We start from the raw sequence: 24,970 nt of genomic DNA on the forward strand, positions 1-24,970 counted from the left end.
AGGCCCGCCGACGACGAGGACGCCCATGACCCCTGCCCCGCTCCGGCGCGCCCGAGCGGCCCTCGCCGCCCTGGCCGCCCTGCTGCTCCCGCTCGCCGCACCCGCGGCGGCGGCTCCGGTTCCCGTGCCCGCCTCCGCCGCCGCACCCGGGCCGCCGCCGCTGACCGACGGCTCCGGGCTCACCCAGGTCGGCGCCGCCACCGGCAGCGCCACCAACTTCGTCATCACCGTCACCACGCCCCAGGTCGCCGGGCCGCACACCATCCGCATCCTGCTGCCCGCCGACTACGCCGCGCGGCCGGACCGGCGCTACCCGGTGTTCTACTTCCTGCACGGCGCCGCCGACGGCCCGGACGACCCGGCGCTGGCCTACCCCGCCCTGACCGCCGCCCAGTCGATGATCACCGTCATCCCGGACGGCGGACTGCGCGGCTGGTACACCGACTGGCTCGACCAGGGCACCGCCGCCGGGGCGCAGAACTGGGAGACCTTCCACCTGAACCAGGTCGTCCCGTTCGTCGACGCCAACCTGCGCACCCTCACCGACCGCGCCCACCGGGCCGTCGGCGGCCTGTCCATGGGCGGGTTCGGCGCCCTGCACTACGCCCAGGACCGCCCCGAACTGTTCGGCCAGGTGCTCACCATGTCCGGCGCGGACGACCTGTCGGCCAACGAGATGATCATCCGCGGCGCCGTCGTCGCCATGCTCACCAACGCCGGCACCGTGCTGTGCGGACCCAGCGACGGACACCCGTGCGGCTGGAACTACGGCCCCGCCGTCTCCAGCGACGCGGTCTTCGGCAGCCCCTACCCGGTGCTCAACGCCGACTGGCGCTGGAACGCCGCCGACCCCGGCGCCCGCGCGGCCCTGCTGGCCCACACCGGCATCGCCGTCTACACCGGCAACGGCAACGGCAGCACCGGGGACATGGAGTTCTGGGCCGAGGGCACCGCCAAGCGCTTCAAGGACGCCCTGGACGCGGCCGGCCTGCCGTACCGCTACGTCGACTACGGCGACGGCACCGGCTGGGGCGCCGACTGCCACGGCGGCCACACCGCGGGCTGCTGGGCGCAGGACCTCGTGGACTACGTCCCGCGCCTGGAGACGGCCTTCGCCGCCGCCTGACCGCGCCTCACCTCTCCCCCCTACGAAACTCCCTACGAACCCCCCGCGAAAGGACCCCTTCTCCATGCCCTCCACTCCCACCCCGGCGTCGCGCACGGCGCCCTGGCTGCGACTGCTGGCGGCCGTCCTGACGGCCTGCTGCGTCGCGCTGGGCCTGGCCGCCGCGCCCGCCCTCGCCGCGCCCTCGACAGCGGGTACCGCCGCCGCCTGTCCCTCACCCCAGCAGTGCCTGACCATCAAGTCGCTCAGCAACGGCCGCCAACTCGACGTCCAGAACGGCAACACCGGCGACGGCGCCTACATCGTCACCAACTCCGCGCCCGGCTACCACCAGTCCTGGCACCTGAGCGTCGACCCCTCCGACTACTCCTTCACCATCGTCAACAACGACACCGGCAAGTGCGTCGACCTGGCCTTCTTCACCCCCGCGCTGCGCCAGCAGACCTGCGCCGGGCAGGCCAGCCAGCGCTGGTTCTTCCAGCCGGTGCCGAACGCCGACGACGCGTTCATGATCCGCCACCAGGGCGACAACACCTGCCTGGACCTGCTGCTCGGCGGCAACTACGACGACGCCTGGACCGACCAGTACGGCTGCAACGGCACCGCCAACCAGCAGTGGTCCACCGGCTTCCCGTCGGCCGCCCGCAACCTGGCCGTCGACCACGCCGCCAAGCAGTGCGAGAAGGACACCTCCAGCTGCTCCTGGGCCGTGCGGAGCGAGGCCCCCGCCGCGCCGCTGGCGCGCTCCTGCGTCTCCTCGGTCTGGTTCAACAACACCTCTGGCACCGTCCAGCAGTCCTTCTCGGTCACCGACGAGAGCGGCTGGTCGAACAGCATCGGCACCAGCCTGACCTCCACCATCTCCGGCGGCGCCCCGACCGCCCTGACCGCGACCATCACCTCGGCGCTGTCCTTCACCAACGAGTGGCACGGGTCCAGGAGCGTCAACAACGCCGTCGTGGTCTCCGTCCCGCCCCAGCAGTACGGCTGGGTGACGCTGGCCGAGGTCGCCCGCAAGGTCACCGGCAGCTGGACCTTCGACACCCACGGCTTCCCCTGGACGGCCGACGACACCATCACCGTCCCGGTCACCTCGGACCCGAACGCCGGCCCCACCCTCTACGTCGCCAACACCAACTCGACCTTCACCAGCTGCAGCTGACGCTCCGTCAATTCCTCTGCCGCCGCCCGTGCTTCGCCGGGCGGCGGCTCGGCGCTCCCCGACGTCCAGCCGACCGGACGGAAGCTAGGCGTCCAGGAGTGCCGGCACCCCGCGCACCGGGCGGGGCGGGAAGGCCCGCGGCCCGAACGTCATGCGCGGGTGATCTCGACCTTCGTGATCACCACGTCCTCCACCGGGCGCTCGCCGTCGGTGGGGGCGGCGGCGACCGCGTCCACCACGGCCTTGGAGGCGGCGTCGGCGACCTGCCCGAAGATGGTGTGCTTGCGGTTGAGGTGGGCGGGGGTGCCCACCGTGATGAAGAACTGCGAACCGTTCGTCCCCGGGCCGGAGTTGGCCATGGCCAGCAGGTACGGCTTGGTGAAGAACAGCTCCGGGTGGAACTCGTCCGCGAAAGCGTAGCCCGGCCCGCCGGTGCCGGTGCCGGTCGGGTCGCCGCCCTGGATCATGAAGCCCTTGACCACCCGGTGGAACGTCGTCCCGTCGTAGTACGGGCCGCTGCCCGGCTCCCCGGTCCGCGGGTCGGTGTACTCCCGGGCGCCCTCGGCGAGTTCGACGAAGTTGCGGACCGTCTTCGGGGCGTGGAACGGGAACAGTTCCAGCCGGATCGGGCCCGCGGTGGTGTGCAGGGTGGCGAACCGGGCGTGGGCCACGGGTGACTCCTCTTGCTCGTCCTTGTTCGGTGTTCGGAGGGGAATCCTGGCACAGTGAGGGATTCGTGGCCGAACCGGCGAGGGAACAGAGGGGGCCGTCATGGTCGGAGTGGCGCTGGTCGGGGTGCTGGTGCTGGTGCTCGCCGGGTGCGGGTGCGTGGTGTGGGCCGAGCGCGGCGGGCCGCGCTGGGCGCGCGCCGTGGCGGCGGTGACGCTCGCCGCGGGCGAGCTGCTGCGGCGCGACGCCCGGCGACGGCGGCGCGAGCGGCGGCGCCTGGGCGGGAAGAGCAGCGGCGAGGGCGGCGGGGACTGAGCGGTGGCGGACATGACGGACATGACGGATGTGACGGACGAGCAGCGGTTGCGGCGGCTCTTCGCGGGGGCGCTGGACGGCGCCCTGGCCGGGCGCGGGGTGGTGACCTGCCTGGGCCTGGACGACCCCACCGAGGACGCGCTGTGGGCGGTGTACGACACCGCGATCGGTTACCGCGCCGGCCCGGAAACGGTCGAGGAGCTGGTGGCGGCCGCCCACCGGGTCTTCGAGGGGCAGCTGGACGGCAGCAACGCGGCGCGGTGGCGCGAGCACCTGGCCCGCAGGCTCGCCGAGCGCGGGCGCTGACGCCCCGGAACATTGCCGGCCCCGCAGGCCGGGCCGACGCCGTGTCACGCCCGTCGGTGACAGGCCCTAGGGTGGGGCGGGTGAGCTTCCACCTGGTCGTCGGATACGGGCCCGCCGGGGCCGCCACCGCCCGCCTGCTGGCCGAACAGGGCCACGAGGTCCGGGTCGCCACCCGCACCGGGCACCCCGCCGCCCCCGCCGACGGCGTCGAACACCTCGCGCTGGACGCGAGCGACCCCGTACGGCTGGCCCAGGCCGCGCGCGGCGCCGTCGCGATCCACGGCTGCGCCGCACCCCCTCTGCCCCAGTGGGCCGGGCAGTGGCCCGCGCTCGCCTCCTCGCTGTGCGCGGCCGCCGAGGACAGCGGCGCCGTCCTGGTCATGCTCGGCAACCTGTACGGCTACGGCCCGGTCGACGGCCCGATGACCGAGGACCTGCCGCTCGCCGCCACCGGCCCCAAGGGCCGTGTCCGCGCCGCCGCCTGGGAACAGGCCCTGGCCCTGCACCGGGCCGGGCGGATCCGCGCCGTCGAGGTACGGGCCTCCGACTTCTTCGGCCCCGGCGTCACCGACGGAGGCCACCTCGCCTCCCGCGCACTGCCCGCCCTGCTGACGGGCCGCCCGGTCACCGTCCTCGGCGACCCGGACACCCCGCACAGCTGGACCTACCTGCCCGACGTCGCCCGGGCCATGGCCGAACTCGCCACCGAGGAAGCCGCCTGGGGCCGCCCCTGGCACGTCCCCACCGCCCCCGCCCTGCCCGCCCGCACCATGCTCGAACAGCTCGCCGCCGAAGCCGGCACCGGCCCCGTCACGGTGCGCCGCCTCTCCCCCGCCCTGCTCGCCGTGGCCGGCCTGCTCTCCCCCTTGCTGCGCGAACTGCGGGAAGTCCGCTACCAGTTCGACCGGCCCTTCGTCATGGACTCCACCGCCTACGAGGCCGCCTTCACCGTCGGCGCCACCCCGCTGGAGGAGCAGCTCGCGGCAACGGTCGCCTGGTGGCGCGAGCGCTCATAGGCCTGTTCCGGGCTCAGCACTCCTTGAGCCAGTGCCCCTGGAGCCGGTCTTGAGTCAGTGTTCCTTGAGGCCGTCCGCACCCCGGTACCCGGCCGGCACCCCGTCGGCGATGATCACATCGGCCACCATGTGCCGGGTGCGCAGCGGCAGGATCTCCCGGTACGCGGGCGAGTCGTACCAGGCCCGGGCCCGCTCGTAGTCCGGGAACTCGATCAGGATCAGCCCGAGCGGCCCCCAACTCCCCTCCGGGTTCTCGAACCTGCCCCCGTGGACGACGAAGCGCCCACCGAACCCGTCGAGCGTGGCGTCGATCCGCTCCAGGTACTCGACGATGTCGGGGCACATCTCGGCGGAGTGGACCTGGGCGAGGGCGTAGGCGGGCATCTGCTGCTCCCGGTGTGCGTCGGAGTGGGTCGGTGTCTCCGACGGTAGGGCGCGGCCGGGCCCTGGCGAATCAGTCACGCATCGGTATCGGCGGGCGTGACGTACGCACACCCTGATGGTTCGTGTAGCATCCGGCCGGCTCGAATACTTGATCGACACGAAGAGGGGTGGGGCAGATGCCGGAGAACACGGAGGACGGCCCGCAGGACGGCAGAACGACGCCGTGGCGCCGACGGGCCCTCGCCGCCACGGCGGGGGCGTGCGCCCTCGGCGGAGCGCTGCTGCTCACGGGTTCGCCGAGGCCCGCCCCGGCGGCGCCGGACGCGGTGGCCACGTCGGGCCCCTCGCCGGCTGCCTCGACGCCGGCCTCGCCTTCGACGCCCTCCGCCTCGCCCTCCACCGCACCCTCCGCCTCGCCCCCCTCGCCCTCGACCGAGGCGCCCACGGTCGCACCGGCGGCCGACGAGACCGAGGCCGCGCCCGAACCGGACACCACCCACCGGGCCCCGGCCCCCACCAAGCCCTCGCCGGCCCGCCCCCAGCCGTCGGCCCCGGCCCCGGCCCAGGCCCAGGCCCAGGCGGCGAAGCCATCCACGAGCAAGGAGGCCCCCGCTCCCGCTCCCGAGCGGACCGTCCCACCCCGACCGACCCCGCCGCCCATCGCCCCGGTCCGGACCGACACCCCGTGCCCGCCCGGCCAGGCCATCACCTACCTCGGCTGCCGCCCCATCGGACCGGTCATCACCCTCGGCCCGACCAGCCCGCACTCCTGATCCCCTCGGCCGAGCCCCTCGGCGGTCAGTCCCACCAGAAGTGCCACTGGTGGGCGCCGACCAGCTCCTCGGCGTAGGCGGTGAGACTGCCGGCGCCCTGGTGGATCCGGTCGGGGCAGAAGGCGGCGTGCTCGGCGGCCAGCGGAAGGGCCTCGGCGGGGGTGGCCGGTGGCACCGGGACGCTCAACTGGAGGGTGTCGAAGCCCACTTCGACCAGCTGGGCGCCGAAGCGGCGCTCCCAGTCGGCGAGCACAGCGGCGATCTTGGCGGTGTCGCCCTCGTGGTTGGCCGGTCCGGTCCACCCACAGACGGCCAGCGCCTCGGCGCCACTGCGGGCCCGCACCAGCCCGAGCCGCACGTCCTTGACGGACTGCAGCACATCGGCCAGCCCCCGGGCCTCCACGCCGGCCGCACCCTAGGGGACGGTGACGGCGTGACGCTGCCGGACCGGACGTACGGCGCCGCAGGCGTCCATGTGGCGAGCGTGACGATGGCCGGGCCGGTAGCGCCGGGCACGGCCTTCGATCCGGACGTCATCGCCGGGCACTACTGGCGGCTGCACACCCGGCCGCGGGAGGCCTGGGAGCACGAGGTGGTGCACGGCGGCTGAACCACCCGCTGGCTGGGGTCAGTTGCCCGGGTGGGCGGCGGCCCAGCCGTGTTCGAGCAGGGCGAAGGCCTCGTCGGCGGCCCGGCGCGGGTCGGGGGCGCGCAGGATGAGGCTGCGGGCCTCCAGGGCGAAGCGGGCCAGGGCGGCGCAGCCGATGTCGTCCCCGGGTGCGCCGACGGCTTCGGCGATGGCCTGCGCCAGGGCTGCTTCGTGGCGGGTCCACATGCGGTGGGCGTAGTCGCGCAGGGCCGGGGTGTCCTGGACGAGGCGGGTGAAGTCGGCGAACTGCGGGTGCGCGGTGTGGACGGCGTACTGGGCCTGGCCCTGGAGGAGGTGGTCACGCAGGGCCTGCGGGATCGAGCGGCCCGGGGGGCGTTCGCGCACGGCGGCGACGAGGGCCGCCTCGAGGTCGTCCTCCTGGTCGAAGAGCAGGGCTTCCTTGCCGGGGAAGTGCTTGAACAGGGTGGTCACCGAGACGTCGGCGCGGTCGGCGACGTCCTTGACGCCGACCTGGTCGTAGCCGTGTTCGAGGAAGAGTTCGAGGGCGGCGTCGGCCAGGGCCTGGCGGGTCTGGGCCTTCTTGCGCTCGCGGCGCCCGGTCGGTTCGGTCACGCGCCCCACTCTATCCCGGAGTGGATTCACTGCGAAAGTGTAGTCATTGCACTTATTGAGCGACTGTGCTTTCTTGATGGTGCCGCCGGGCTCCTCGGCGACCCATCGCCCACCCACCTCCGGAGGGAACTCCCGTGAACCCCGCAGCCCGTGAACCCCGCATCGCGATCGTCGGAGCCGGCCTCGGCGGCCTCACCTGTGCCCGCGTCCTCCAGCGGCACGGCCGCCGCGTCACCGTGCTCGAACGCGAGGCCTCCGCCGACGCCCGCCCCCAGGGCGGCAGTCTCGACCTGCACGCCGACAGCGGCCAGGCCGCCCTGCGCGCGGCGGGCCTGCTCGAACGCTTCCACGCCCTCGCCCGCCCCGAGGGCGACGAGTGGCGCGTGCTCGACCCCGCCACCGGCGCCCTCCTGAACCAGCAGCCGCCCTCCCCCGACGACGGCAACGGCGGCAACGGCGGCAACGGCGGCCGGCCGGAGATCGACCGGGGCCAACTGCGCGGCCTGCTCCTGGACTCGCTCGACCAGGACACCGTGCGGTGGGACCGCGCCGTCAGCCGGGTCGCCCCGCAGCCGGACGGCACCGCGCGGCTGCACTTCGCCGACGGCACCGCCGAGGACTTCGACCTGGTGGTCGGCGCCGACGGCGCCTGGTCCCGGGTGCGACCGGCCCTGTCGGACGCCGTGCCCGGCTACACCGGCGTCACCTTCGTCGAGACCGGGTTCGACCGCTGCGACACCCGCCACCCCGACCTGGCCCGGCTGGTCGGCAACGGGTCACTGCTGGCCAAGGGCACCGGCCGCTCCCTCGTCGCCCAACGCAACAGCAACGGCCACATCCGCGCCTACATCGCCTTCCGCGCGCCCCAGGACTGGCACCGGGCCACCGGCGTCGACCTCGCCGACCGGACGGCCGTACGCGCCCACCTGCTCCGGCTGTTCGACGGCTGGGACGAGAGCCTGCGCTCCCTCCTGCGCGACAGCGACCACGGCTTCGCCAACCGCCCCCTGTTCGTGCTGCCCGCCCCGCACACCTGGCAGCACGTCCCCGGCCTCACCCTGCTCGGCGACGCCGCCCACCTGATGCCCCCGGTCGGCCTCGGCGCCAACCTCGCCATGCTCGACGGCGCCGACCTCGCCCACGCCCTCACGGCCGGCCCCGACCTCGACGCCGCCGTCCGCGCCTACGAGGACGTCATGCTGCCGCGCTCGGCCGAGGCCGCGACGGCCAGCGCGCGGGGACTCGACCACCTCGTCCCGGCGGCGACGGGCCGCTGAGCCGGCCGGCCCGGGTGGCGGGCCCTCAGGCCCGGGGCAGGGAAGAGCGGGTGCGTCTGCGTCCCGGCAGGACCGACCACCCCGACCAGAGCGGCGGCACCCTCGGCCGCACGCCCACCACTCCGACGCCTCAGCGACCCGCCCAACCGACCTGCCCGGCTGCCCGGCCGCCGGGAGCCTCAGGCCCAGAGGCAAGGACGAGCGGATGCGCCAGCAGGCCCCGGCGGCCCGGCCGTTGGGGGCGAGATCCTGCAAGGTGGGCCGCGGCGAGGGCGGAGGCGAGCCGGCCGAGGGTGGCGGCACCGGAGAGGACGACGTCGGCCCCCGGCCGGGCGGCGGCCGCCGCCAGGGCGAGCGCGTCGGAGGTGGTGGCGGTGCGGGTGGGAGGCGGCCCGGCCGGACGGGGCCTCAAGCCCAGGGCAGGGAGGAACGGGTGCGCCAGTAGGCGTCGGCGGGTCCGGCCATCGGGGCCAGGGCGGCGAGGTCCTGCGGGGTGGGTCGCAGGCGGTCCGCGGTGAGGTTGGAGGTGAGCTGGTCGAGGGTGGCGGCGCCGGAGAGGACGACGTCGGCCCAGGGCTGGGCGGCGGCCGCGGCCAGGGCGAGCGCGTCGGGGGTGGTGGCGGTGCGGGTGGCGAGGGTGCGCAGGGGGGCGGTGTCGTCACCGGTGGCGTTGCGGCCGGCGAGGCGGCCGTTGGCCATGCCCTCCTTGACGACGACGAGCCAGCCGGCCCGGTGGGCCTCGGCGAGGGCGGGGGCGGCGGAGGTCTCCAGCAGGTTCCAGGTGGCCTGGACGGCGGTGAACAGCGGGCGGCCGCCGACCGTGACGGCCAGGGCCCGGCGGATGGTGTCGGCCTGGGTGGGGCCGCTGGTGGACAGGCCGACCCGGACGCCCTCGGCGGCGAGCGCGGCCAGGCGCTCGTGCAGGGCCGGGTCGGTGAGGGCGGGACTGTCGGCGGTGACCGAGTGGACCAGGTAGACGTCCAGGCGGGCGCCGAGCAGGGCGCGGGTCTCGCGGATCTGACGGTCGTACACCGCCGTCGAGTGCTCCTTGACCTCGTGCGCGCCGACGCCGCTGGCGCGCCAGTCCGCCGTGTAGGTGTAGCCCCACTTGCTGCCGACCGTCACTTCGGCCGCGGCCTCGGGGTGTTCGGCGAGCCACTGGGCGAGGAACTCCTCGGCGCGGCCGTAGGAGCGGGCGGTGTCGAAGTAGCGCACACCGGCCGCGTAGGCGGCGTCGAGCAGGGCGTGGGTGCGTTCGCGCAGGGCCTCGACGGTGCGGTCGGCGGGCAGGTCGGCGGCGCGTCCGAGGGTGATGTAGCCGGGCCGGCCGACCGCCGCGGTGCCCAGGCCCAGGCGCGCGGGCTGCGGGCGGGCGGGGGCCTGGGCGGCGGCTGCGGTGGCGGGGTCGGTCGGCATGCTGGTTCTCCTCGGGCGGCGCGACGGTGCTCACCTGCGACTTTAGGGGAGCCGTGGCGACGGGGTGCCGGCGGCCGGTGGCGCGGCCGGTTGGCGCGCCCGGCCGGTGGTGCGCCCGGCCGCTCCCGGCGGCCACCGCCGCTACCCGGTGACGCGCACCTCCGGCTCCACCGACTGGTCCAGCCGCAGGACGAAGTTGACGTAGTCCCGGGGCTTGCCCGGCCAGTGGCGGTCGTTGCTGGTGAGCAGTCGGCTGCGGATGCCGTCGCGTTCGGTGAGCGGCCCGGGGGTGGTGCGCAGGTTGGGCTGCCAGCCGTGGCCGCGGGGGTGGTGTTCGAGGGTGAGGGTCCAGCTGTCGGCGTCGACCTCCAGGACGGCGCCGGGCCGGCCGGGGAGCACCAGGGTGCCGGACGGGCCCCGGACGACCGCCCGTTGGTCGTAGTCGGCGTTGCGGCCGACCACGGTGATCCGCCAAGCGCCGTGGAACCTGAGCACGTTCGCCCTCCCGCCCTCGCGGCGCGCCCGCCCGACGGCGCGCCCCTCGTCGGGTTCAACGGATGCGGGGCGTACCGGGGATCAAACGGAGGGTGACCGGACGGCGACGGGCTCGGCGGTGTGGGCGAGGGCCGGGTAGCCGTGGGCGGTGAGGACGAGGTCGGCGTAGCGCCGGTTCTCCAGGGGGACGCCGTGGCGTCGCAGCAGGTCGAACAGTTCGGCCAGCTGGCGGGGTTCGGTGCCGCGCGGCAGTCCGTCGGCGGTGGTGCCGAGGACGCCGATGACCGGTCCGCGGACGCGTTCGGTGCGGTCCGCTCGTTCGGTGCGGTCGGCGGAGGCGGACGCGTCGGGGGCCGACCGGACCGTCCGGGCCGTGCGGGCGGCCCGGACGGTCCGGGCGGGGACCAGGCGCAGCAGGAGGACGAGCCGGGCGGCGCCGGTGTCGGGGTCCTCGTCGGTCTCCATGGTGAGGCCGACGATGTCCTGCCAGTGGTGGCGGCGCGGGAGGAAGGCCCGCACCAGGGTGAGGCCTTGGGCGTCGGCGCGCAGCCAGAAGCCGTAGGGGACGGGCAGGGCGGTGCCGAGGACGGCGGTGCCGGACAGCAGGAGGGCGGGGGCGGCGCCGAGGTGGGCGGCGACGCCGGTCCGGGCGAGCACGACGCCCATGGCGAGGGCCAGGACGCATCCGGCGGGGGCGCCGGCGGCCCGCCACAGGAAGGCCAGCCGTACGGTCTGCGGGGCGGCGGGCGGCACCGGCGGGTGCGGTGGTTCCGGCGCTGCGGTGTGGCCGCGCGGTGTGGTGTCCACGGGTGCCCCCTTCTCGCGTCGTGCCGTCGGGGGGTGCGGCCGGTCGGGCCGCCCCCACCGGGTGGCGGTACGGCGGTACGGCGGTACGGCAGTGCAGCGGCACGGCGGGGTGCCCTGGCCCGGTGTGTCGACGCCGTGCGGTCTCACGGGAGTCGGCCCTTCCGTCCGGGGCGCGCCGAGGTCGGTTCGGGCGGTCCGGCGGGGAACGGCAAGTGCTGTCGGAACGAGATGGGGTGACGGTGCGTCAGGTCGTGTCGGCGGCGCCTGTGGGCTGCCCGTCCAGGATGTCAGCCGACGCTACGCGGGTCAACTGGCGTTGATTGCGGGTATCTTCGGATCCACGCCAGCTGATGCCGTTCGGCTATCGTGACCTGGCCGGCCCTGCCGCCCGTCGAGGTCGCGGAGCGGAGGGCCCGGGCGTGAGGAAGGTGGGGCATGACGGAGTCGACGGGGGACGGCGTTCAGGTGGAACCGCAGGGTGCGTCGCCGCAGCCGGACGCGCGCCCGCAGGAGCCCGAGGACGGATCCGTGAACGAGGGCGGCGACGGGGACGGCCCGGCGGGCGCCGGGGCGAGCGGCCTGGCGGCGCGGATCGAGGGGCTGTTCCACACCGTCCGCCGCCCCGACCGCGAGCAGTACACCAACGAGGAAGTGGCCCGGGCCTGCCGCGAGGCGACCGGGGAGTCCTTCTCCACCACCTACCTGTGGCAGTTGCGCACCGGGCGCCGGGACAACCCGACCAAACGCCACCTGGAGGCGCTGGCCCAGTTCTTCCAGGTCCCGCCCGCGTACTTCTTCGACGAGCGGCAGGGCGCCGAGATCGCCAAGGAGCTGGCCCTGCTCGGCGCACTGCGCGACGCGGGCGTGCGCAGCCTGGCGCTGCGGGTGGTGGGCCTGTCGCCGGAGGGCCTGGACACCGTCAGCGAGCTGGTCGACGTGATCGCCCGCCGGGACGCGGCGCGCAAACGCCCCATGTCCTGAACCCGGGGCCGGGGAGGCAGCGGGTCCGCCAGAGCGCGGGGCGACAGGACCGCCGGACGCACGTGCGGATGCGTCGGCGGGTGGAACCGTAGGGGTGGAGCGGTGAGGGGAGCTCGGCTTGTGGGGTGACTTATGGGGTGGCCGGGGCTACCGGTCCACGCTGCGGCGCTGTCGCCGGATGGCCGAACAGCTGGAGCTGCCGAGCCCGTTCGACCCGGTGGTGCTGCTGGAGCGGCTGGCCGTACGGCGCGGACGCCCGATCGAACTGCTGCCGGTGACGGCCCGTCCGAACGCCCCCTGCGGGCTGCTGGTCTCGACCCTGGAGGCGGACTACATCCTGTACGCGGCGGACACCGGGGTGCTGCACCAGCGGCACATCCTGGTGCACGAGATCGCGCACCTGCTGCTCGACCACGCCGGCTCCGCGCCACTGGCCCCGGCCGCCGCGCTGCTGCCCAACCTCTCCCCCGCGCTGGTGCAGCGGGTGCTGGGGCGCACCAGCTACGACGAGCCGCAGGAGCGGGAGGCGGAGCTGCTGGCCTCGCTGATCCTCAGCCGGGCGGAACGGGCGGACGCCGCCGACCAGCCGGGGCCGGCACCGGCCCACGGGTCGCTGGACGCACTGGGCGTCCTGCTGGCCGCCGGTCGGCACGGCGACGCGGGCCGGGCCGCGGCGCGGCAGGACTTCGCGAAGGACTCCACGGCGGACTCCACGGAGTCATTCGCGAAGGACTCCGTGGCGGACGGCCCGGGCCCCGACGGCGGGCCGCAGGCGGGCCGGACGTGAGCGACCTCGCCCTCTACCCCGTCGGACTGTTCTTCGTGCTCAGCGCCGCCCACTTCGCCCGCAGCCGGATCGAATCCCGCGCCACCGCCCGCTACACCTGCTACGGCACGGCCCTGCTGGGTTCCGCCCTGCTGGTGCTCGCCCCGCCGACGGTGGGGGCGGTGCGGGCCACCGGTCTCCCGGTCCTGGCGGTGCTGGTGATCGTGCTCGGCGACGGGCTGCGCGACGGCGCCGCGGCGGCGATGCGGCTGCTCGCGCCGGCGCTGCGGGCCGCCGACGCGGGAGCCACCCACCCGGGAGCCGGCGGGCGGGCCGGGCCGGTACGGCGCGAGGTCCGGGGCGGACTGGCCCTGCTGGCCGGGGTGCTGGGCCTGCGGCTGGCGCTGATCACCGCCGCAGCGCCGGGCCTGGTGGGCGAGGACCTGACGGTGGGGCCCGAACTGTCCGCGCGCCTGGCGCTGGCCGGGTACACCGCCGTGGGCATGCTCCACACCACCGTGTGCCTGACCGCGCTGCTGCGCGAGCTGGTGCGGCGCTCCCGCGCGGCCGGCCCCGGGCGGCTGGGCACCGGGCTGCGACTGCTGACCGGCGGGCTGGCGGCCGGGCTGCTGTGGAACGCCTGGAGCGTGGACGATGTCCTGCGCGCGGCCGTCACCGGCCGCCAGGACGGCTCCGAGGACACGCTGTGCGCCGTCCTGGGCGGACTGTGCGCGGCGCTGATCGCGGCGGGCCTGGGCAGCACCCTGTGGCCGGCCGCGACCGAGGCGCTCCGGGGCTGGCAGCGCGCCCACCGCCGCTACCGGGCACTGACCCCGATCTGGCGCGACCTGCACACCGTGCTGCCGGAGATCGCCCTCGACCCGGCCCGCCGCCTGCGACTGCCCCCGCGCGACCCGCGGTTCGCGCTCTACCGGCGCATCATCGAGATCCACGACGCCCGGCTGATCCTGCGCCGGCACCTCGACCCGCGCGCCGCCCAGTGGCTCGACCACGCCACCCGCCGCTTCCCGCCGCCCACCGCCCACGCCGCCACCACCGCCGAGGCGGCGGCACTGGCCGCCGCCCTGGAACTGGCCGCGGCCGGCGCCGTACCCGGGCCCGCCGCCGCGACCGCCGAACCGGCCCCGGAAGCGGCACCGGCACCGGCACCGGCAGCGACGCCGGCGGTGAGCGTCGCGGACACCCTGGACACCCTGGACGGCGAGGCCGACCACCTCGCCCGCCTGGCCCGCGTCTACGCCACCTGCCCGGCCGTCGCCGAGGTCCGCACCCGCGCCCGCGCCGAGCGGGCCCGCGCCGAGCGGGCCCGCTCGGCACAGCCGGCCGGAGCGGCCCGGATCAGGCGTGGAGCAGTTCGGTGACCAGCCGGACGGCCTCCGGCACCTCGACGTGGTCGTCCGGGGTGGCGCCGAAGTGGCCGCCGGTGGCGGTCAGCACGGCGGTGGCGCCCAGGCCCCGGACGAACAGCCCCACGTGCTCGGCCGGATCGGGCTGGTTGACCGGGTCGTCCATCGCCTGCAGGACGCGGAAGCCGCGCGCGGTGCGGCGGATCCGCTCCCAGTCGAAGCCGCCCTCGAAGAACCCGGCGAGCAGGTCGTAGCCGACCTCGTGCGCCGAGGCGGCCACCAGCAGCACTCCGGCGAACACCCCGTCGGCCTCCGGGTCGTGGCGTTCCAGGAAGCGCAGCACGTTGACCGCGCCGATGCTGTGCCCGACCAGCACGGTGGAGCCGGCCGGGCCCGCCGCCTTGACCGCCTCGCCGTACGCCTCGCGCCAGGGCCCCGGCTGCGGGGCCTCGGCGCCGGGCAGGCGCGGCACGGTGACCCGGTGCCCGGCGGCGGCCAACCGCTCGGCCAGGTACGGGAACCAGACGCTGTCGTCGCTCGCGCCCAGGCCGTGTGACACCACGATCTCGCTCATGTGCGATCCACTCCCCTTGAATCCGCTGGATTCGCCGGATCCGCCGAATCCGCCGCGTCGACGGACCGCTCAATCGAAACGATCCGTCGCGTTTCGATTGAACGGTAGCACGCTGCTACGGTGACGGGGTGCCAACCGGACAACCCCCTGGCCGTCGCACCGGCGGCCGTATCCGCAGCCAGGACGCCCACGACGCGGTCCTGGCCGCCACCGTCGAACTCGTCGAGGAACTCGGCTACCAGGCCGTCACCGTCGAACGGGTCGCCGCTCGCGCCGACGTCGCCAAGAGCACCATCTACCGCTGGTGGAAGTCCAAGGCGCCGCTCGTCCTGGACGCCTACCGCACCGCCGTCGAACAGCGGATGCCCGAACCCGACACCGGTACCCTGGCCGGCGACCTGACCGCCTTCACCACCGCCCTGTACGGAGTCGTCGGCCACCCGCTGCGGATGCGCACCCTGCGCGGCCTGATGGCCGAGGCCCAGCTCGACCCGGCCTTCGCCGAACCCTTCCGCCAGTGGGTCCAGAGCCGCCGCGCCGTCGTGCTCACCCTGCTCGCACGCGGCGTCCAGCGCGGCGAACTGCCGCCCACCGCCGACCTGGAGGCCGCCACCGACCGGCTCTTCGGCCTCTTCTGGTACCGCCTGCTGGTCGGCCACCAGCCGCTGGAACCCGCCCAGGCGGCCGACCACGTCGGGCAGTTGCTGGACGGCCTGCGGCACGGCTGAGCGGGCGGCCCGCCGCCACCCACGACGGGGGCGAGCCAGCGATCGGCCGCGAGCGACCCCGCGGGTCAGGACACCCTCCCGTCAGTCCCACCGGAAGCGCCAGTTGACCGCGCCGGCCGGCTCCTCGGCGCAGCCGGCCGGGCCCTGCGCGTGCTGGAACGGGTTGTCCGGGCAGAACGCCGCGTGCTCGGCCGCCACCAGCAGGGCCTCCTGCGGGCCGGCTGGCGGCGCCGCGACGCTCGACTCCGGTGCGGCGTCGCCCACCTCGACGGGCCCACCCGCCGACGGCTCCTCCCCGGCCGTCCGCGGATATCGGTTTCCGCGCAGCCTGAAAGCCGTTCGGTGACGTCTCCGCAGAATGGTCCGGGTGGGCACATGCCGCCGACTCGTGCCGCTTTGCGCACTCACAGGTCAGTGCGGACAGGTCATTTCGTTCCGCCTTTCCGGGCGTTCCGCAAACACCGCGGGGGGATCTCCCGGCCGACCGCCCGACCCGTCGTCCGTTTTCCTCAGCCGGACTGCGCGACAAGTGCCCGAACCAGCGCGACCGCGTCCTTGAGACTGAGGTCGGGGCGCGCCCGGCGGACCTCCCGGACGGCCTTGACCTCGGCCGTGCGGGGGTCGATGCCGGCGAGCGCCAGGACGTTTCGCGCCCATTCCACCCCGGCCGGGCCGGTACTCGGGACGAAGTCCTCCACGATGCGGATCGCACGGCGCAGGCCAGGGAGTTCTTCCTGGTCAGCGGTTTCCAGCGCGGCTTGGAGGGCCGCCTTGAGCGCCTCCAGATTGGCCGGCTTGGCGCGGTTCGACAGCGGATAGAACATGATTGGTCTCTTTCTGATCGTAGGCGATTGGACGGGCGGGTCGGATTCATGACCGGACGCCTGACGAAAGGTCCGGCCGGTCGAACGGGTGGACAACCGCCCGGTGTTCCCACCGTAATGCCTCCCCCGCCCTGATCCGGCACCAGCCCGTCCCGGCGGCGAACAGGGCCGCGAAAAGCCGACCAGTCCGGCGCACGTTTCCACCGCGCATTCCAGTTCCGGTGCGGCGGGCGACTGTTGGGGCATACCCACGTCACCATCACGGGCTCGGGTGGTCAGGGCGAGGAGATTCCCTTGGCCTCCCTGGCCTCCCTGGCCTCCCAGGCCTCCCAGGAGTGGCCGGCCGTCCTGATCCAGGCCGGGGCGACCGGCCTGGACATGCCGCCAGTGGAGCTGTACGGCGATGACAGCCTTCCAGCTCGCACAGGGATGGTCCGTCGTGGCTACGGCCAGCACTACCGGGTCGGTCCCGGTCCCCGGTGGACCGAGGCGGACCCGCCGAGCCGTCACGGCCTTCCAGCGCAACCAGGGCTGGCGCGGTAGCTCTGCGGACGGCCACCCGGGACCCCAGGGCTGGTCTCGCCTTGTGCGCCAATCCCACAACGACCTCTGAATGAATCAACTACCAAGGGAGATCGATGAATTCTTTCATCAGTACTCACGCTGTCCGCGTCGTGGCAGCCGTCGCGGCTCTGGCGCCGCTACTGGCGTCCTGATACCCGGCCATCCCGTGGGAGGGTCCTGGTGGCCGCTGCTGCCGCCCTGCTCGGTGCCGGCGAGCTGGCCCAGCGCTTCTTCCTGAGATCGGCCCCGAGCTTTTCACGCGCAGCGCCGAACACCCTGTCGTAGGGCTCGAAGCTCCCAGAACTGTCGCTCATCGTTCCTACGTACCGGCGGGAAGGCCGCGCAGCAACAACGGGATGCCAGCGCTGTGGGAAACGACTCGCAAGGCGTCGATCACCCTGGCCGTCTGCTCCGTGTCGGTGACGGTGGTGAGGTCCGCGGACGGCACCCAAACCGTTTCGAGGATCCCGCTCCGCTCGACCGGCGGGGCCGCCACCTTGGATGCCTTTCGATCGTGGAGCCGGCCGCCCCAGAAGACGAAGTTCACCCCTTCCGGAATCTCCCCCGCCGACACGTAGTCCACAGCAACGAGCTGCCACAGGTCGAGGACGAGACCGGTTTCGGTGAGCACCCACCGTGCCGCAGCCTCGTTGGGTGCCTCGTTCTGCTCCGCACTGCCGCCAGGGAGGATCAGCTTCTCGGGCTTGTACGCCGGCCGGACCATGAGGACGTGGCCGTCCTGGTTGACGATCAGTGCCACGCAGCCGAAGCGGCGGCCGGGCGGGTTGGTTCTGATACTGTCGGACTTCGTCTCGATCTCGGTCAACTCAGGTTTTCCTTCGACTAGTTGAGCAGCGGGCCCGCCCCGAGACGTGGCAGGGGAGGCCTCGTCACTTAGCCCGGGATGGGAGATCTGGGAGGGTGAGGCCGCTTACGCGTTGACGCTCAGGCCTGCAAGGTTGCGCGTGAACGTCTCGGCGGAATGGACCGTGTAGAAGCGCCGAACATCTTGGGTACCGTTGGGCCTGCGAACGTAGTCGTTCAGTTGGCGGTCCCAGACGCCCCAACACTCCAGCAACCGAAAGTGGGGGCTGCGGGAGGTGATCTTGCGGACCTCGTACCGAACCGGGTCCAGGCCCTGCGGGTCAACACCGTTGGCCATCAACGACCTTTCTGGATAGCGCTGTTGGCACAGGTCCAGGCCCGTGCCGCGTCGAGGGAGTAGAAGCGCAGCGGCGCGTCGTGGGGCGGGAGCGCCTTGACCGGTTGGCCGGTCCGGTTGTTCTTCACGATCCAACAGGGCCGGCACGTACCGTCCGGATCGGCCAGGGGGAGGATGGTGAACCGGCTCATCTGCGGGGCACCGTTTGAATGAAACCGCCGACCTTCTCGACGTCGTGGGAGAAGTCGTTGAACTCCCCCTCGATGGGGGAGATCGTGGCCTTGCTCGGGACCAGGATGGCACCGGCCGTGCCGGACCTGATGTGGTTCAGTGCGGACCGAAGGCTACGGCGCCGGTCCGGCGACTTCCCCAACTCGTCGTCCAGGACGGTCAGGCGGATATTCCACCCGTGGCTCCCCGCGTACTCCTCGCATCGGCGCATCTCGGCCTCAGGGAAGCCGGTACCCGTCTTGGCGAGGTAGATCACGACCTGAAGTCGCAACGGGCTCTCCAGTACAGCGTTGGTGACGGCCGGCGGGGACGTGAAGGTGTGTTCGCGCGTCACGACATAGCTCCGATCCGTAGTGCTCCGACTACCCGGGGGCGCCAACTGTCCTCTAGGCTCGCCTGGTGTTCAACTAGCCAAATTTGCTTGCTAAGTAGGAAAAATGGCCCCATGAACAAGTCCGAACTAGATCCCGAGGCCTCGCCTGCTGCTGAGTTCGGCGCGTTCCTCCGCAGTTCACGGGAGGAGCGCGGCTGGAAGCAGCACGACGTCGCACGGATGATCGGTTGCAGCGGAACCCACATCTCCCACCTGGAAAATGGTCACCGGCGCGCAACTCCACAGGTGGCACGCAAACTTGACAGGGCGTTCGGCACGGGGCGGGCATTTACGGACAAGGCGCGCGCGGCGGACTCCGCTGTCCTTCTTGAAGGCTTCGCGGCCTATGTGGCCGAGGAATCAAAGGCCACGGAGCTACGGCTCTTTACTCTCGGGATCATCCCTGGGGTGCTCCAGACACTCGACTACGCACGGGAGATCGCGGCAGGTGAGGTACGGCGGGGTAGCATCACGCCCGAAGTCGCGGACAAGCGGGTGGCTGTCCTCGCGCGCCGACAGGCGAAGCTGCGACGGGAGTCACCGCCAGCGATCCACGTCGTCCTGGACGAGAGCTGCATCCAGCGACCGGTGGGGAGTGCCGAGGTCATGGCTGACCAGCTAGACGCCTTGATCGAGTTCGGCAGCCTGCCCCACACCATGCTCCAAATTGCCCCGCTGACCCTCGGCGCCGACCGGGCGTTTGATCTCCCGGTGTACATCCTGACCTTCAAAGACCGGTCGCTCATGTCATACGCGGAGTCGTCGCATCAGGGCACTCTGGAGCGGGACAGCGATGCCGTGCTGCCGACACTCGGGTCCTACTATCAGCTACAGGCCATGGCGCTTTCACAGGCAGACACCGTGGCTGCGATCAAGGACCGAAGGAAGGATCTGCCGTGAGCACCGCCGAACCTACGTGGTTCACGTCGTCATACAGCAGCAACGGCGGCGAATGCATTGAGGTCTCAGACAGCCTTCCCGGCACCGTCCCTGTGCGCGACTCCAAGGACCCCGAAGGCCCTGCCCTGGTCTTCTCAGCCGCGGCGTTCGCGGCGTTCGTCGCCAGTGTGAAGACCGGTGAGTTCGACGAGGTCTGATGGCGTCGAGGAGGCCCCCGCCCGGCCGGGTGGGGGCCTCCGTCGTTCTACCTGGTGGCCTTCGCAGAACCGGGACTCCACTCACCCGCAGCACCGGGCGACACCGCAACCGTAAGCTCCTCCCTCCACACACCGTTGCGCCAGTTCTCCGGCATCTCCGGCCGGTCCTTCAACTGCCACAGCTGACCGGGGACGCCCTCGGAGATGGAGCAGGGCGTCTTGAACTCGCGCCGGCGCTCGCGCGGGTCCTCGGGAACGTACGTCATCCCGTAGTGCTTGAGCAGCGTCCTCCCCGCCTGGACCTCGGCACCCGGTCGGTGCGCGGACTGTCGACAGGACGGGGCCGTGGACGCGCGGGCAGTCGGGCCGGGCCGACTGCCCGCGCGGGGTGCCGGGTGATGCCGTCGCTGCTTCGGCGGCCGAAGCAGGCCACGGGGCGGCGGGGCGGCGAGGGGCTGTCGGTGGAAAGGAATATCGTCCGTTCTCGTCCACGTGTCGATCCGGCGTCGCGCCGTTCGACCTTGGGTTGGAGAGGGTCGGCAGGCGGCCCCCCGTGGAGGAGGTTGAGATGGCCAAGTACATGCTGATCATGCGGGGCACGGACGAGACCATGGCGAAGATGATGGAGACCCCGTTCGAGGAGATGCTGGAGACCGTGGGCCGCTTCAACGAGGAGCTGATCCGGGCCGGCGTCCTGGTGGCCGCCGAGGGGCTGGACGACCCGTCGCAGGGCGTGGTGGTCGACTTCGCCGGGGAGACGCCGGTGGTCACCGACGGCCCGTACGGGGAGACCAAGGAGCTGTTCGGCGGCTTCTACCTGATCGACGTCGCCTCCAAGGAGGAGGCCGTCGAGTGGGCCAAGCGGCTGCCGGCGATGCCCGGTTCCAAGTGCGAGGTGCGCCGGGTGCCGAGCATCGAGGAGTTCCCGCAGGACAACGAGTGGATCGTCAAGGAGCGGGCGTGGCGCGAGCGGACCGGCCAGCTCTGATGCCCGCTGCCACCGACGGCCCGCCGGGCGCCGAAGCCGCCCGGCGGGCCGTCGAGGCGGTCTGGCGGATCGAGTCCGCGCGGATCGTCGGCGCGCTGGCCCGCTACACCGGGGACTTCGCGCTCGCCGAGGACGTCGCCCAGGAGGCGCTGGCGGAGGCCCTGGTCGGCTGGGCGCGCGACGGCGCCCCGGCCAGCCCGGTGGGCTGGCTGCTGGCCACCGCCCGACGCCGGGCCATCGACGCCTTCCGCCGCGCCTCGGCGCTGGACGAGCGGTACGCCGCGCTCGCGGGCCCGCTCGCCGAGGGCGAGTTCAGCACGGGCGCGGCCGGCACCCCGGCGCCGCCGCCGGAGCTGCCGTTCGACCCCGACCGGGTCGACGACGACGTCCTGGCCCTGATGTTCACCGCCTGCCACCCGGTGCTCTCCCCCGAGGCCCGGGTGGCGCTCACCCTGCGGGTGGTGGGCGGCCTGTCCAGCGAGGAGATCGCCCGGGCGTTCCTGGTGCCGGTGCCCACCGTGCAGGCCCGGATCACCCGTGCCAAGAAGACCATCGCCGCCGCGCACGTGCCGTTCGAGCTGCCGCCCCCGCAGGAGCGGCGGGCGCGCCTGGGCGCCGTCCTGAGCGTGCTGTACGTGATCTTCACGGAGGGCTCGACGGCGACGGCCGGCGAGGACCTGCTGCGCCCCGACCTCGCCTACGAGGCCGTCCGGCTGGCCCGGATGCTGGCCGCCCTGCTGCCCGCCGAGCCGGAGGTGCACGGGCAGCTCGCCCTGTTCGAGCTGACCGCCTCGCGCTTCCCGGCCCGCACCGGCCCGGACGGGGAGGCGGTGCTGCTGGAGGACCAGGACCGCCGCCGCTGGGACCACTCCGCGATCCGCCGCGGCCTGGCCGCGCTGGGCCGGGCCGCGGCCCTGGGGCGGGGCCTGGGCCCGTACGGCCTGCAGGCCGCGATCGCCGCCTGCCACGCGGCGGCGCCCTCGGTGGCGGACACCGACTGGGAGCGGATCGTGCTGCTGTACGAGGCGCTGGGCCGGGTGGCGCCGTCCCCGGTGGTGGAGCTCAACCGGGCGGTGGCCGTCGCGATGGCCGACGGGCCGCTGCCGGCGCTGTCCCTGGTCGACGACCTGGCCGTCTCCGGCCGCCTCGCCGGCTCGCACCTGCTGCCGGGGGTGCGCGGCGAACTGCTGGTCCGGCTCGGCCGCACCGCCGAGGCCCGGGCCGAGCTGGAGCTCGCCGCCCGGCTGTGCCGCAACGTCCGGGAGCGGGCGGTGCTGCTGCGCAAGGCGGCCGCGCTCGGCTCCGGAGCGTGACCGTACGGCCCCGCGTCCCGGCCATCGGACGCGGGGCCGTACCGGTCGGGCGGCTCAGCCGCTCAACCGCTCAGCACTGGGGGCGGCGGCCGTGGTTGGCCCCGCGCCTGGCCCGGGCCTTCTTCTTGCGGCGGCGCTTCGACGACATGGCGGACTCCTCTCGCAACCGGCCCCCGGGGGCGCTCCCCCGGTCTTCCACCGTTCCACAACCGGACCACCCCGGCCCGTCGAACGCCGAGCGCCGCCGTGCCCGGGCCGGGCCCCCACCGGCAGCTCGCCCGCGCCGCCCGCCTCACCCACTGCGCCCGCCTCGCCCGCCGAGGCCGCCGAGGCCGCCGAGGCCGCCTCGTCCTCCGTGCCCGGGGGCAGCGGCAGCGCGCACAGTCGGTGCAGGGCCGCGTCGGCTGCTGTCACTGGCCCACGCGGCCGTCCACGCACTCGCGCAGCAGGTCGGCGTGGCCGCAGTGGCGGGCGTACTCCTCGATGCGGTGCACCTGCAGCTCGCGGACCGAGAGGCGCTGCGCGCCGAGCCGCTCCCCGAGGTCCGGGTGGGCGGCCAACTCGGTGTCCAGTGCGGCCTGTTCGCGCTCCAGTTCACGCCAGGCGGCCGCCACCAGGGCCGGGTCGGCGGTGGCTCCGTCGAAGTCCGCGTCCCGTGGGCCGTAGAGCTTGGGCAGCGGCTCGCCCTCGGTGATCCAGTTGCGCCAGTCCCGCTCCACCCGGGCCAGGTGCCGCACCAGGCCGAGCAGCGACATCGTCGACGGCGGCACCGAGCGGCGGGCCAGCTGCTCGGCGTCCAGGCCCTCGCACTTCATCCGCAGGGTGAGGCGGTAGTCGGTCAGGTAGCCCGCCAGGGTGGCCGCTTCGCCGTCCGGGGCGGGCCCTTCGCTGTTGCGCGGGTCCTCGTCCGGGTCGGCCCACATGTCGGGGTAGACGCTCGCCTGGGTCCATCGCTCGGGTCGCTCGGTTGCCATCCGGGCATCCTCGCCCGCAACGGCCTTCCCCCGCCACCGGGTTACCGCCCGGAGCGGCCACCCGGCGCGGACACCCGGGCCGCCCCCGCCCGCAGGAAGCCGGTGAAGCCCTCGACCGCGGGCGGCACCCGCTGTCCGCGGCGGGTGGCCGTGCACACGTGCCGGACCGGGGTGTCCTGGGGGTGGAGGGGGACCAGGGCGATGTCGGGGCGGGCGGCGCGGGCGGCCAGGGAGGGGATCAGGGTGGGGCCCAACCCGGCGGCGACCAGGCCGAGTTTGGCGGTCCAGGCGCCGACTGCGTACTCGATCCGGGGCTGGAAGCCGCTGCGCAGGCAGGCGGCGAGGAGGGTGGATCCGGGGTCGCGGCGGGCGGCGATCCAGGGTTCGTCGGCGAGTTCGGCCAGCCGCAGGCGGCGCCGGCCGGCGAGCCGGTGGCCGCGGGGCAGGGCGACCAGGACGGGGTCGGCGAGCAGCGGCCGCAGGTCGAACTGCTCGCTGTCGTAGGCGTCCTGGGGGTTCTCGGTGTAGGAGGCGACCACGGCGAGGTCGATGGTTCCGTCGGCGAGCCGGTCGAGCAGCTGGGCGGCGAGGCCTTCGGTGAGGGTGGTCTCGACCTGCGGGTGGGCGGCGCGGAAGGCGGCCAGGGCGCTGGGGACGAGTTCGGCGTTGGCGCTGTCGAAGGCGCCCACCCGCAGGCGTCCGGCGTCCAGTTCGGTGAGGGCGACGAGGTCGCGCCGGGTCGTGTCGAGGCGTTCCAGCAGGGCTTCGGCGTGCGGGAGCAGGGCGTGTCCGTGGTCGGTCAGCCGCACCCCGCGGGCCAGCCGGTCGAACAGGGTGACGCCCAACTCTCCTTCCAGGGTAGCGATCTGGCGGGAGATCGCGGACTGGGTGAAGCCCAGCCGCTCCCCCGCGGCGGTGAAGGAGCCGAGGTGCGCGACGGTGCGGAAGACGTCCAGCCAAGCCATGTCCATTCCGCATGGGTACCATGCGAGACATTCGCTTGTCGCCTGGCTCGCTGCTGCCTAGCGTGACGGCCATGGAAAAGATCGCCTTTCTGGGCCTGGGCCGGATGGGGCTGCCGATGGCCCGCCGCCTCGCCGCCGCCGGCCACCCGCTGACCGTCTGGAACCGCACCCCCGGCCGCGCCGACGGCCTCACCGAGGCCGCGAGCCCGGCCGAGGCCGTGGCGGGGGCCGGCGTCGTCGTCACCATGCTGTCCGACCCGCAGGCCGCGGCCGAGGTCGCCGGACGCTTCACCGCCCACCTGGCCCCGGGCACCCTGTGGATCGACATGTCCTCGATCGGCCCGCGGGCCGCCGCCGGGCTGCGCGCCCGACTGCCCGACGGCTGCGCGATGGTGGACGCCCCGGTGCTCGGCAGCGTGGGCCCGGCGGCCAGCGGCGACCTGGTCGTCTACGCGGGCGGCGAGGACGCCGACCTGGACCGTGCCGAGCCCGTCCTGGCCCGCCTCGGCCGGGTGCGGCGCTGCGGTGGCCCGGGGGCGGGGGCGGCGCTGAAGGTCGTGGTGATCGGCGCGATCGTGGCCTCGGTCACCGTGCTGAGCGAAGTGGTCGCGGTGGCCGAGGAGTTGGGCGTGCCGCGGCAGGAGGCCATGGACGTGCTGGCGACCGGGCCGCTCGCGGGGGTGGTGGCCCGGGCGCGCAGCACGGAGTCGGACTTCCCGGTGCGGCTGGCGGCCAAGGACCTCGCCCTGGCGGGCGGCGGCCCGGTGCTGGCGGCGGCCCGCCAGGTGCTGCTGGCGGACCCGTCGATCGCGGAGCGGGACCTGTCGGCGGTGGTGGGCCCGCACCGGCCGTAGGGCGCGGCCCGGGAGGAACGTCCGGGGCCCGGCCCCCGGTGCGGCGGGCGCTCGGGTGGGCGGCGCCGACGGCCGGGCCCGGGTGCGGCCCCGTGCGGTGGGGAACTCCCCGCTGGTCCCCGGCACCCCGGAGCCCGAAGCGCGGGCCCCGACACCCCGGAGCCTGTCAACCGGACGTCCGCACGTTCACCCGTTCAGGGGGACTGGTGTGCGGGCCGGGGCCTGTGGGACATAGCGTCGG

At 74.1% G+C, this 24,970-nt stretch carries 34 protein-coding genes and 1 pseudogene; 18 read left to right on the forward strand and 17 right to left on the reverse strand.

Translation table 11 applies throughout. The features are described from left to right. The first annotated feature begins 25 nt into the window (after window positions 1–25). Both ACZ7BZ_RS26890 and ACZ7BZ_RS26895 read left to right on the forward strand, forming a co-directional pair. Window positions 26–1,126: an alpha/beta hydrolase gene (locus tag ACZ7BZ_RS26890; RefSeq protein WP_470360557.1), complete on the forward strand. Its 1,101-nt coding sequence runs from the start codon at window positions 26–28 to the stop codon at window positions 1,124–1,126. A 64-nt stretch (window positions 1,127–1,190) separates the two neighbouring features. Beyond that, complete coding sequence (locus tag ACZ7BZ_RS26895) at window positions 1,191–2,288, forward strand: RICIN domain-containing protein (protein WP_470360558.1); 1,098 nt, start codon at window positions 1,191–1,193, stop codon at window positions 2,286–2,288. Between the two features lie 149 nt (window positions 2,289–2,437). On the opposite strand, the gene ACZ7BZ_RS26900 is transcribed toward ACZ7BZ_RS26895, so the two are convergent. Beyond that, window positions 2,438–2,959 carry a peptidylprolyl isomerase gene (locus ACZ7BZ_RS26900; protein WP_470360559.1) on the reverse strand — a complete coding sequence of 174 codons (522 nt, stop codon included), beginning with the start codon at window positions 2,957–2,959 and terminating at the stop codon, window positions 2,438–2,440. 100 nt (window positions 2,960–3,059) lie between these two features. Here ACZ7BZ_RS26900 and ACZ7BZ_RS26905 point away from each other — a divergent pair, with 100 nt between their 5' ends. The 3 genes from ACZ7BZ_RS26905 to ACZ7BZ_RS26915 all read left to right on the forward strand — a co-directional run bounded on the left by ACZ7BZ_RS26905 (window position 3,060) and on the right by ACZ7BZ_RS26915 (window position 4,594). Further along, the gene (locus ACZ7BZ_RS26905) at window positions 3,060–3,272 is read left to right on the forward strand and encodes a hypothetical protein (protein ID WP_470360560.1); all 213 of its coding nucleotides are present in this window, start codon (window positions 3,060–3,062) and stop codon (window positions 3,270–3,272) included. 12 nt (window positions 3,273–3,284) lie between these two features. Continuing rightward, window positions 3,285–3,578: a hypothetical protein gene (locus ACZ7BZ_RS26910; RefSeq protein WP_470360561.1), complete on the forward strand. Its 294-nt coding sequence runs from the start codon at window positions 3,285–3,287 to the stop codon at window positions 3,576–3,578. An 80-nt stretch (window positions 3,579–3,658) separates the two neighbouring features. Then, complete coding sequence (locus ACZ7BZ_RS26915; protein WP_470360562.1) at window positions 3,659–4,594, forward strand: NAD-dependent epimerase/dehydratase family protein; 936 nt, start codon at window positions 3,659–3,661, stop codon at window positions 4,592–4,594. Window positions 4,595–4,648: 54 nt separating this feature from the next. Here the strand turns inward: ACZ7BZ_RS26915 and ACZ7BZ_RS26920 are convergent, their stop codons facing one another. Continuing rightward, window positions 4,649–4,978, reverse strand: coding sequence for a DUF1330 domain-containing protein (locus ACZ7BZ_RS26920; protein WP_470360563.1), 330 nt, complete (start codon window positions 4,976–4,978; stop codon window positions 4,649–4,651). Between the two features lie 176 nt (window positions 4,979–5,154). Between ACZ7BZ_RS26920 and ACZ7BZ_RS26925 the strand changes: the two genes are divergently transcribed. Next, window positions 5,155–5,751: a hypothetical protein gene (locus ACZ7BZ_RS26925; protein WP_470360564.1), complete on the forward strand. Its 597-nt coding sequence runs from the start codon at window positions 5,155–5,157 to the stop codon at window positions 5,749–5,751. Window positions 5,752–5,776: 25 nt separating this feature from the next. Here ACZ7BZ_RS26925 and ACZ7BZ_RS26930 read toward each other — a convergent pair whose 3' ends face one another. Next, the gene (locus ACZ7BZ_RS26930; protein ID WP_470360565.1) at window positions 5,777–6,154 is read right to left on the reverse strand and encodes a DUF4253 domain-containing protein; all 378 of its coding nucleotides are present in this window, start codon (window positions 6,152–6,154) and stop codon (window positions 5,777–5,779) included. 30 nt (window positions 6,155–6,184) lie between these two features. On the opposite strand from ACZ7BZ_RS26930, the gene ACZ7BZ_RS26935 reads away from it, so the two are divergent. Then, window positions 6,185–6,361 (forward strand): hypothetical protein, encoded by a 177-nt coding sequence (locus tag ACZ7BZ_RS26935; protein WP_470360566.1) that lies wholly within the window; start codon window positions 6,185–6,187, stop codon window positions 6,359–6,361. An 18-nt stretch (window positions 6,362–6,379) separates the two neighbouring features. Here the strand turns inward: ACZ7BZ_RS26935 and ACZ7BZ_RS26940 are convergent, their stop codons facing one another. After that, the gene (locus ACZ7BZ_RS26940) at window positions 6,380–6,973 is read right to left on the reverse strand and encodes a TetR/AcrR family transcriptional regulator (RefSeq protein WP_470360567.1); all 594 of its coding nucleotides are present in this window, start codon (window positions 6,971–6,973) and stop codon (window positions 6,380–6,382) included. A gap of 134 nt (window positions 6,974–7,107) precedes the next feature. Between ACZ7BZ_RS26940 and ACZ7BZ_RS26945 the strand changes: the two genes are divergently transcribed. Next, window positions 7,108–8,250, forward strand: a complete 1,143-nt coding sequence (locus ACZ7BZ_RS26945; protein WP_470360568.1) for an FAD-dependent oxidoreductase — start codon at window positions 7,108–7,110, stop codon at window positions 8,248–8,250. A 408-nt stretch (window positions 8,251–8,658) separates the two neighbouring features. Here the strand turns inward: ACZ7BZ_RS26945 and ACZ7BZ_RS26950 are convergent, their stop codons facing one another. The 3 genes from ACZ7BZ_RS26950 to ACZ7BZ_RS26960 all read right to left on the reverse strand — a co-directional run bounded on the left by ACZ7BZ_RS26950 (window position 8,659) and on the right by ACZ7BZ_RS26960 (window position 10,968). Further along, on the reverse strand, window positions 8,659–9,666 hold the full coding sequence (locus ACZ7BZ_RS26950) for an aldo/keto reductase (protein WP_470360569.1): 1,008 nt from the start codon (window positions 9,664–9,666) through the stop codon (window positions 8,659–8,661). Window positions 9,667–9,807: 141 nt separating this feature from the next. Then, window positions 9,808–10,161, reverse strand: a complete 354-nt coding sequence (locus ACZ7BZ_RS26955) for a hypothetical protein (protein ID WP_470360570.1) — start codon at window positions 10,159–10,161, stop codon at window positions 9,808–9,810. Between the two features lie 81 nt (window positions 10,162–10,242). After that, entirely contained in the window at window positions 10,243–10,968 is a 726-nt protein-coding gene (locus ACZ7BZ_RS26960) for a hypothetical protein (RefSeq protein ID WP_470360571.1), read from the reverse strand. A 435-nt stretch (window positions 10,969–11,403) separates the two neighbouring features. Here ACZ7BZ_RS26960 and ACZ7BZ_RS26965 point away from each other — a divergent pair, with 435 nt between their 5' ends. The 3 genes from ACZ7BZ_RS26965 (at window position 11,404) to ACZ7BZ_RS26975 (ending at window position 14,097) form a co-directional block, all read left to right on the forward strand. Continuing rightward, window positions 11,404–11,949: an XRE family transcriptional regulator gene (locus tag ACZ7BZ_RS26965; protein ID WP_470360572.1), complete on the forward strand. Its 546-nt coding sequence runs from the start codon at window positions 11,404–11,406 to the stop codon at window positions 11,947–11,949. A gap of 178 nt (window positions 11,950–12,127) precedes the next feature. Then, window positions 12,128–12,736, forward strand: coding sequence for a ParH-like protein (locus ACZ7BZ_RS26970; RefSeq protein ID WP_470360573.1), 609 nt, complete (start codon window positions 12,128–12,130; stop codon window positions 12,734–12,736). Continuing rightward, window positions 12,733–14,097: an MAB_1171c family putative transporter gene (locus ACZ7BZ_RS26975; protein WP_470360574.1), complete on the forward strand. Its 1,365-nt coding sequence runs from the start codon at window positions 12,733–12,735 to the stop codon at window positions 14,095–14,097. The genes ACZ7BZ_RS26970 and ACZ7BZ_RS26975 overlap by 4 nt, the downstream gene beginning before the upstream one ends. On the opposite strand, the gene ACZ7BZ_RS26980 is transcribed toward ACZ7BZ_RS26975, so the two are convergent. After that, window positions 14,075–14,656, reverse strand: coding sequence for an RBBP9/YdeN family alpha/beta hydrolase (locus ACZ7BZ_RS26980; protein WP_470360575.1), 582 nt, complete (start codon window positions 14,654–14,656; stop codon window positions 14,075–14,077). The two genes, ACZ7BZ_RS26975 and ACZ7BZ_RS26980, sit on opposite strands and share 23 nt — an antisense overlap. Before the next feature lie 128 nt (window positions 14,657–14,784). Here ACZ7BZ_RS26980 and ACZ7BZ_RS26985 point away from each other — a divergent pair, with 128 nt between their 5' ends. Further along, entirely contained in the window at window positions 14,785–15,384 is a 600-nt protein-coding gene (locus ACZ7BZ_RS26985) for a TetR/AcrR family transcriptional regulator (RefSeq protein WP_470360576.1), read from the forward strand. An 81-nt stretch (window positions 15,385–15,465) separates the two neighbouring features. On the opposite strand, the gene ACZ7BZ_RS26990 is transcribed toward ACZ7BZ_RS26985, so the two are convergent. After that, on the reverse strand, window positions 15,466–15,648 hold the full coding sequence (locus ACZ7BZ_RS26990) for a DUF4253 domain-containing protein (RefSeq protein WP_470360577.1): 183 nt from the start codon (window positions 15,646–15,648) through the stop codon (window positions 15,466–15,468). Between the two features lie 245 nt (window positions 15,649–15,893). Continuing rightward, window positions 15,894–16,208, reverse strand: coding sequence for a hypothetical protein (locus tag ACZ7BZ_RS26995; protein ID WP_470360578.1), 315 nt, complete (start codon window positions 16,206–16,208; stop codon window positions 15,894–15,896). A gap of 429 nt (window positions 16,209–16,637) precedes the next feature. Between ACZ7BZ_RS26995 and ACZ7BZ_RS27000 the strand changes: the two are divergent. Further along, window positions 16,638–16,821, forward strand: a pseudogene (locus tag ACZ7BZ_RS27000) (peptidoglycan-binding protein); the annotation flags it as partial. 270 nt (window positions 16,822–17,091) lie between these two features. Here the strand turns inward: ACZ7BZ_RS27000 and ACZ7BZ_RS27005 are convergent. From ACZ7BZ_RS27005 to ACZ7BZ_RS27015, 3 genes are all read right to left on the reverse strand, one after another. Next, window positions 17,092–17,598 carry an NUDIX domain-containing protein gene (locus tag ACZ7BZ_RS27005; RefSeq protein WP_470360579.1) on the reverse strand — a complete coding sequence of 169 codons (507 nt, stop codon included), beginning with the start codon at window positions 17,596–17,598 and terminating at the stop codon, window positions 17,092–17,094. Window positions 17,599–17,933: 335 nt separating this feature from the next. After that, a complete protein-coding gene (locus tag ACZ7BZ_RS27010; protein ID WP_470360580.1) occupies window positions 17,934–18,125 on the reverse strand; it encodes a hypothetical protein in 192 nt (63 codons plus the stop codon). Further along, window positions 18,122–18,499: a recombinase family protein gene (locus tag ACZ7BZ_RS27015; RefSeq protein ID WP_470360581.1), complete on the reverse strand. Its 378-nt coding sequence runs from the start codon at window positions 18,497–18,499 to the stop codon at window positions 18,122–18,124. The genes ACZ7BZ_RS27010 and ACZ7BZ_RS27015 overlap by 4 nt, the downstream gene beginning before the upstream one ends. 111 nt (window positions 18,500–18,610) lie before the next feature. Between ACZ7BZ_RS27015 and ACZ7BZ_RS27020 the strand changes: the two genes are divergently transcribed. After that, window positions 18,611–19,438, forward strand: a complete 828-nt coding sequence (locus tag ACZ7BZ_RS27020; protein ID WP_470360582.1) for a helix-turn-helix domain-containing protein — start codon at window positions 18,611–18,613, stop codon at window positions 19,436–19,438. After that, window positions 19,435–19,635 carry a DUF397 domain-containing protein gene (locus tag ACZ7BZ_RS27025; protein WP_470360583.1) on the forward strand — a complete coding sequence of 67 codons (201 nt, stop codon included), beginning with the start codon at window positions 19,435–19,437 and terminating at the stop codon, window positions 19,633–19,635. The genes ACZ7BZ_RS27020 and ACZ7BZ_RS27025 overlap by 4 nt, the downstream gene beginning before the upstream one ends. 47 nt (window positions 19,636–19,682) lie before the next feature. Here ACZ7BZ_RS27025 and ACZ7BZ_RS27030 read toward each other — a convergent pair whose 3' ends face one another. Then, complete coding sequence (locus ACZ7BZ_RS27030; protein ID WP_470360584.1) at window positions 19,683–19,901, reverse strand: hypothetical protein; 219 nt, start codon at window positions 19,899–19,901, stop codon at window positions 19,683–19,685. A 302-nt stretch (window positions 19,902–20,203) separates the two neighbouring features. Between ACZ7BZ_RS27030 and ACZ7BZ_RS27035 the strand changes: the two genes are divergently transcribed. Both ACZ7BZ_RS27035 and ACZ7BZ_RS27040 read left to right on the forward strand, forming a co-directional pair. Further along, entirely contained in the window at window positions 20,204–20,623 is a 420-nt protein-coding gene (locus ACZ7BZ_RS27035; RefSeq protein ID WP_380460135.1) for a YciI family protein, read from the forward strand. Continuing rightward, window positions 20,596–21,936, forward strand: a complete 1,341-nt coding sequence (locus ACZ7BZ_RS27040; RefSeq protein ID WP_470360585.1) for an RNA polymerase sigma factor — start codon at window positions 20,596–20,598, stop codon at window positions 21,934–21,936. Before ACZ7BZ_RS27035 ends, ACZ7BZ_RS27040 begins: the two co-directional genes overlap by 28 nt. A 70-nt stretch (window positions 21,937–22,006) precedes the next feature. On the opposite strand, the gene ACZ7BZ_RS27045 is transcribed toward ACZ7BZ_RS27040, so the two are convergent. The 3 genes from ACZ7BZ_RS27045 to ACZ7BZ_RS27055 form a co-directional block, all read right to left on the reverse strand. Further along, entirely contained in the window at window positions 22,007–22,084 is a 78-nt protein-coding gene (locus ACZ7BZ_RS27045; protein WP_464336931.1) for a hypothetical protein, read from the reverse strand. Between the two features lie 262 nt (window positions 22,085–22,346). After that, on the reverse strand, window positions 22,347–22,910 hold the full coding sequence (locus ACZ7BZ_RS27050; protein ID WP_470360586.1) for a DinB family protein: 564 nt from the start codon (window positions 22,908–22,910) through the stop codon (window positions 22,347–22,349). 41 nt (window positions 22,911–22,951) lie between these two features. Then, window positions 22,952–23,881, reverse strand: coding sequence for a LysR family transcriptional regulator (locus ACZ7BZ_RS27055; RefSeq protein ID WP_470360587.1), 930 nt, complete (start codon window positions 23,879–23,881; stop codon window positions 22,952–22,954). A 65-nt stretch (window positions 23,882–23,946) separates the two neighbouring features. Between ACZ7BZ_RS27055 and ACZ7BZ_RS27060 the strand changes: the two genes are divergently transcribed. After that, on the forward strand, window positions 23,947–24,729 hold the full coding sequence (locus tag ACZ7BZ_RS27060; RefSeq protein ID WP_470360588.1) for an NAD(P)-dependent oxidoreductase: 783 nt from the start codon (window positions 23,947–23,949) through the stop codon (window positions 24,727–24,729). Window positions 24,730–24,970: the final 241 nt, after the last annotated feature.

Source organism: Kitasatospora sp. NPDC036934, assembly GCF_055608425.1.